The organism is Mycobacterium sp., from assembly GCF_044370595.1.
Lineage (GTDB): Bacteria > Actinomycetota > Actinomycetes > Mycobacteriales > Mycobacteriaceae > Mycobacterium.
The window spans coordinates 1-4,110 of sequence record NZ_JBILVF010000217.1 but is presented as its reverse complement, the minus strand read 5'-3'; the positions used below and the strand labels follow the sequence as shown (position 1 = coordinate 4,110).

Annotated in this window: 4 protein-coding genes, 2 pseudogenes and 2 riboswitches; of the genes and pseudogenes, 3 read left to right on the top strand and 3 right to left on the bottom strand. The window is 65.7% G+C overall.

Going from position 1 to position 4,110, the window contains the following annotated elements; genetic code table 11:
• From ADBZ5N_RS17745 to ADBZ5N_RS17735, 3 genes and pseudogenes are all read right to left on the bottom strand, one after another.
• Positions 1–287 (bottom strand): annotated as a pseudogene (locus tag ADBZ5N_RS17745) (hypothetical protein); the annotation flags it as partial.
• A 33-nt stretch (positions 288–320) separates the two neighbouring features.
• Positions 321–433: riboswitch (SAM riboswitch) on the bottom strand.
• A gap of 192 nt (positions 434–625) precedes the next feature.
• Positions 626–1,336, bottom strand: a complete 711-nt coding sequence (locus ADBZ5N_RS17740) for an ankryin (protein ID WP_526259726.1) — start codon at positions 1,334–1,336, stop codon at positions 626–628.
• Positions 1,333–1,623 carry a tetratricopeptide repeat protein gene (locus ADBZ5N_RS17735; protein WP_526259724.1) on the bottom strand — a complete coding sequence of 97 codons (291 nt, stop codon included), beginning with the start codon at positions 1,621–1,623 and terminating at the stop codon, positions 1,333–1,335. The genes ADBZ5N_RS17740 and ADBZ5N_RS17735 overlap by 4 nt, the downstream gene beginning before the upstream one ends.
• A gap of 33 nt (positions 1,624–1,656) precedes the next feature.
• A riboswitch (SAM riboswitch) is annotated at positions 1,657–1,768 on the bottom strand.
• A 173-nt stretch (positions 1,769–1,941) separates the two neighbouring features.
• Here ADBZ5N_RS17735 and ADBZ5N_RS17730 point away from each other — a divergent pair.
• The 3 genes and pseudogenes from ADBZ5N_RS17730 to ADBZ5N_RS17720 form a co-directional block, all read left to right on the top strand.
• A complete protein-coding gene (locus tag ADBZ5N_RS17730; protein ID WP_526259722.1) occupies positions 1,942–2,910 on the top strand; it encodes an RNase H family protein in 969 nt (322 codons plus the stop codon).
• Between the two features lie 155 nt (positions 2,911–3,065).
• The gene (locus ADBZ5N_RS17725; protein ID WP_526259720.1) at positions 3,066–3,833 is read left to right on the top strand and encodes a hypothetical protein; all 768 of its coding nucleotides are present in this window, start codon (positions 3,066–3,068) and stop codon (positions 3,831–3,833) included.
• Positions 3,823–4,110, top strand: a pseudogene (locus ADBZ5N_RS17720) (hypothetical protein); the annotation flags it as partial. The gene ADBZ5N_RS17725 and the pseudogene ADBZ5N_RS17720, both read left to right, overlap by 11 nt.

The window sequence follows — 4,110 nt, the reverse complement described above, 5'->3', positions numbered from 1 at the left end:
CGCTGTTCGATCGCCGTGTTGACCTTGCGGCAATGGTCGCAGGCGAGCCACGACCACTTTGACGGACCACCCGCGGTGTCACGGAAGCAGATGATGCAGAGATCCTTCGCACGGGAGACGTCGTGGCCCACCCATTTCACCGGGTTGTCCTCGCAACGGCAGGACTGCCACCGCCAACTCGGCTGCGGACCCCGCAGCCCACCGCAGGGAATGTGCACGCTCAACTCTTTGATTCGTTGACGAATCGCGTTGTCGCTAGCGCTGAACGCGAAGGGATCTCCAGTCATACCAACTCCCGGGTATTCCGGGCCCCGATGAACGGGGCGCTCTTACCCGCACCGGTGTGGTGCAGATCGCTTCGTCATCCGAGCCACCCACGAGCGTGGGGTTGGCGCACCGCCTAGTCGGAGCTTGGCGACGGTGTCTCGTGAAGCTGATTTGAGTGTACCGGCGGATTCGGCGAATGTCACCGACGCGCAGGGACGGAGCAGTTGCGCGTTCTCCGGTCCCGGCGTTGTCTGAACTAGACAATCGCTTACCAGACAATGCATTCGGAGCTCTTGAGTGCACTGAGCTGATGTTCGCTCACTGCTCGTCTTCTCGGCCTCATCGGGCGGGTACGACGTCAGGTCGAGGACTCATCCACCATCTCCCAGCCCGACGTCGTCACCACGAACCGATGCGTTGTCACGTGCACCTCGCCGGCATCATCGAACCGCCGGTAGCCGCCGAGCAGTTCGACCTGTCCGTCGCCCAACATGATCCGAAAGCCACCCATCATGCGGGGCACTTGCATCCACAACTCCCCGCCTTGTGCCTCATGGAGCACCTCCACCGGCGGGTAGCGCAGGATCTTGCCGAGGTCGTGGCTGCCGAACAGCGGTTGGATGTAGTGGTCGATCACGTCGGCGACGATCGCATCGAGCCGGGTCAACTCCTCGGCGCCGAACGGGGATGCCCCGGGCCGCAGTAACTCCAGCATCGACGGCGACTGCGCGGCCGCCACGGCGATCTCGAACGGTATCTGGCCATCGGCGTTGCGCAGTGACCGGAACGCGCCGCGCTCCAGTAGGGCTTCCGCGACGTCATCGGGCGCCCCGAGTTCGGCGGCACGGTGCAGGACCGCGGACTTTGAGCCGTCACCGGGTGCGGACTGGTTGACGTTGATCAGGTGGTTATCGGGATGGAGCATCTGAAGGACCCTGACCCACTTACCTCGCTTGGCGTAGTCGGCCAGGAAGCTTCCCTCCTGGAATTCCGAGTCGATCATGTAACCGCGGTTGACGACACACGGCCACACCGACGCGTTCCCGCGGAGTTCTCCGTAGCTGGTCATGACCGCACCAGCCCATCGAGGGCCGCCCGCACGGCGACGGTGGCCGCGTGGTCGCACCCCAGAATCTGCTCGAGGTCGGCATGCAAGGTCTGGTACACCGCAACGGCCTCATCGCGGCGGCCGGCCCGGACGAGGGCTTCGGCGAGATCCTCTCTGGCCGTGAGGGTTCGGGGATGATCCGATCCGGCACTCTGAACTTGATCGTCGACCACCTCACGCAGCATGCTGACGGCCTGCTCTGCCGGATACGCAGAGCCCAACTGGTCGAGCCGATTCTGTTCGGTCACACTTCCCCCTCCGGGTGGTCCCGGCCCCGCGACGGGGCGCTCTTACCCGCACCGGTCGGTGCGGGCCGCTTCGTCATCCGAGCCACCCACGAGCGTGGGGTTGGCGCACCGCCCAGTCGGAGCTTGGCGACGGTGTCTCGTGAAGCAACTGCATTCTAGGTTGGCCCACCGACAGATTCCGGGTCCGCACCCGGGACCAGTCGCTTGAGACTGTCGCCGGGCTGTGACTGCTGCCGTGGAGCCGCCATCACCGCATCCAATGTCAGACCCCCCCTTTACCCTCGCCCAGAAGTCATTCGGAAAAGGGGGAAATTCACCATGACCATCGAACCGCCGTGCATCGAGACTTGCTGGTCGGGCGTCCGCGCGACCCGGGTGGTCGCCGTCGCAGTGCAGCCCGCCGACGGCGACGACTTCGCCTTCCACGCGGTGGAGAAGTACACCGATCAAGAATGGTCGGGCACAATCCCCGCACTCTCGGCCGACGCGGCTCTGCTGGACGCCTTTGTCCAGATCCGCTGCGACATCCCCTTCGAGGATCGACTTCGGTTCCTGGTGAAGTTGCCGCGCAGAAGTGCGGTGTGGACCTACCAGAAGGAGATCAGGGCCGCCCTTCCGCAGTGCACCGTGCAGGGGCCATCGCGCGACGACGCCGAGTTGATGGCTGCGGCCCGTTGCGGGTTGGCGGCCGTCGAAGCTGCGCCGGCCCAGCCCGAGGACCTCTCCTTGCCGCCGCTCGTGGTCTCCGCCGACGGGTCGGTGCGCGGTAGGTTCTCCGGCAACGGGTGGCTGGCCTCCGACGGCCAGTACGGCCTGCGCGGTCGGATCGACACCAAAACCATCATCGGACCCGAGTCGGCGTTGGTGGCCGAATTGCGCGCCATCGACGACGCGGTCCGCCGATTGACCCGCCGCCGTCTGACGGTGTTCTGCGACAACAGCCACGCGGTGTCCATGGCACGCAAATGGATGGCCGGCGAGGACCTCCTGCCGAGGGGCTACATCACCGAGCGGGCCGGCGGGAAGACGGCCGGCCTGGTGACTGCCAGCCGGCGGATGTACCTCAACCGTGAGCGTCTGGACATTCGGTGGATCCGTAGCCATCAGGGCGAGCCTCTCAATGAGGGCGCCGACGCCCTGGCGCGGCTGGCATCCCGCTACGTCAAGGGCGACAGCGAATTGTCGGCCGGCGCGTATCGCGAACGAGCGGGCGGGCTCGCCAGCGCGTTTGCCGCGGAGTTCCGTCGGCGTGCCGCCGAAGCCGAAACCGTCTTGCTCAGCGCATGATCACGGCGGACTCGAACCGTGAAGCGTTTAGCTGCGCGGCTGGAATCACGCACCTCATTTTGCTATAATGGGGACTCCGCTGTTGCCTGCATCCTCCTCCCTGACTGGTCGAGCAGAGCCGGACGGCGGCCAATTCACACAACACCTTTGAGACTGTGGCGGTCGGCGGATTCGTCGACCTGAGCCAGCGTCTCTCAGTGTTGTCGACCCCACACACGGAAGGTGCACACATCAACAACGACAAGAAACTGCCGTGGCCCTATCCCCCGCGCCGCCATCCACCGTTGATGGAATTCAGCTTCGCCGCTCTCGGCTGGATCAACCGGGCCGCCCAAGCGGTCGGCAGTGACCGATTCGTTGAAACCGTGCACCGAGCCAGGTTCAATATCGACGGCGCCGCCGCCTACGCCGTCACGCCGGCGGAGATGGCGGTGCTGGAGGGGTTGTCGGCGACGTTAGAAGCAGTTATCCAGGCCGACGTCGAGGCCAGAGCGCTTCTCGGCGAGTCGGTTTCGGAGCTGGCGGAGGCGTTCACCGCCGACGTCGATCAGTTTCTGCAGACCACCGACGACCCTTCGGATACCGGCGAGCTCCGGGTCACCTGGGGTAGCTCCGATCGGAAGGCCCGAGGGACGAGTGTGCACACGAGCGTCAAACGGCCCGGGCCGGTGTGGGTGGTGGTCGTCAAACGCGAACGCATCGACCAGTGGCGGGCGATGTGGTACTTCGGCACCCGCGAGCTGGCGCAGGACGGTGCACGACGGGCCCTGGGGCGGACAGGGCAGGGCGGCGAGGTCCTTGAGACCGACGTTGTGCAGGGCCGCGCGTATCTGAAGGGCCGCGCGTATCTGAAGGGCCGCGACATGAACGGCGAGATGACGCAGTTGGATCCGGAGAGCGAGGGGATGCGCAGTGAGAAGTAGGGACAGATTCACCGGTGTCACCCGGGTCAACGTCGTCCGCGGCACGCCATGGAAGGACGCACTCATCAGCGTCCTGGAACCCCGATCCCCCTACCGGCCATGGCAACCCGCTGCCGGCTTCCAAGCGGGCGAGGCGGTGATTGCGGTTGTCGACACCGACCCGATCTCGGTGCTCGCCGGGGTGGGAATCATCGGCGCAGACGGCGACGCCCGGCGGGCACTGGCCGCCATCGACCCCTTTTACCGCAGCGGCCTGATGGAGCTGGGAACGTTGAAC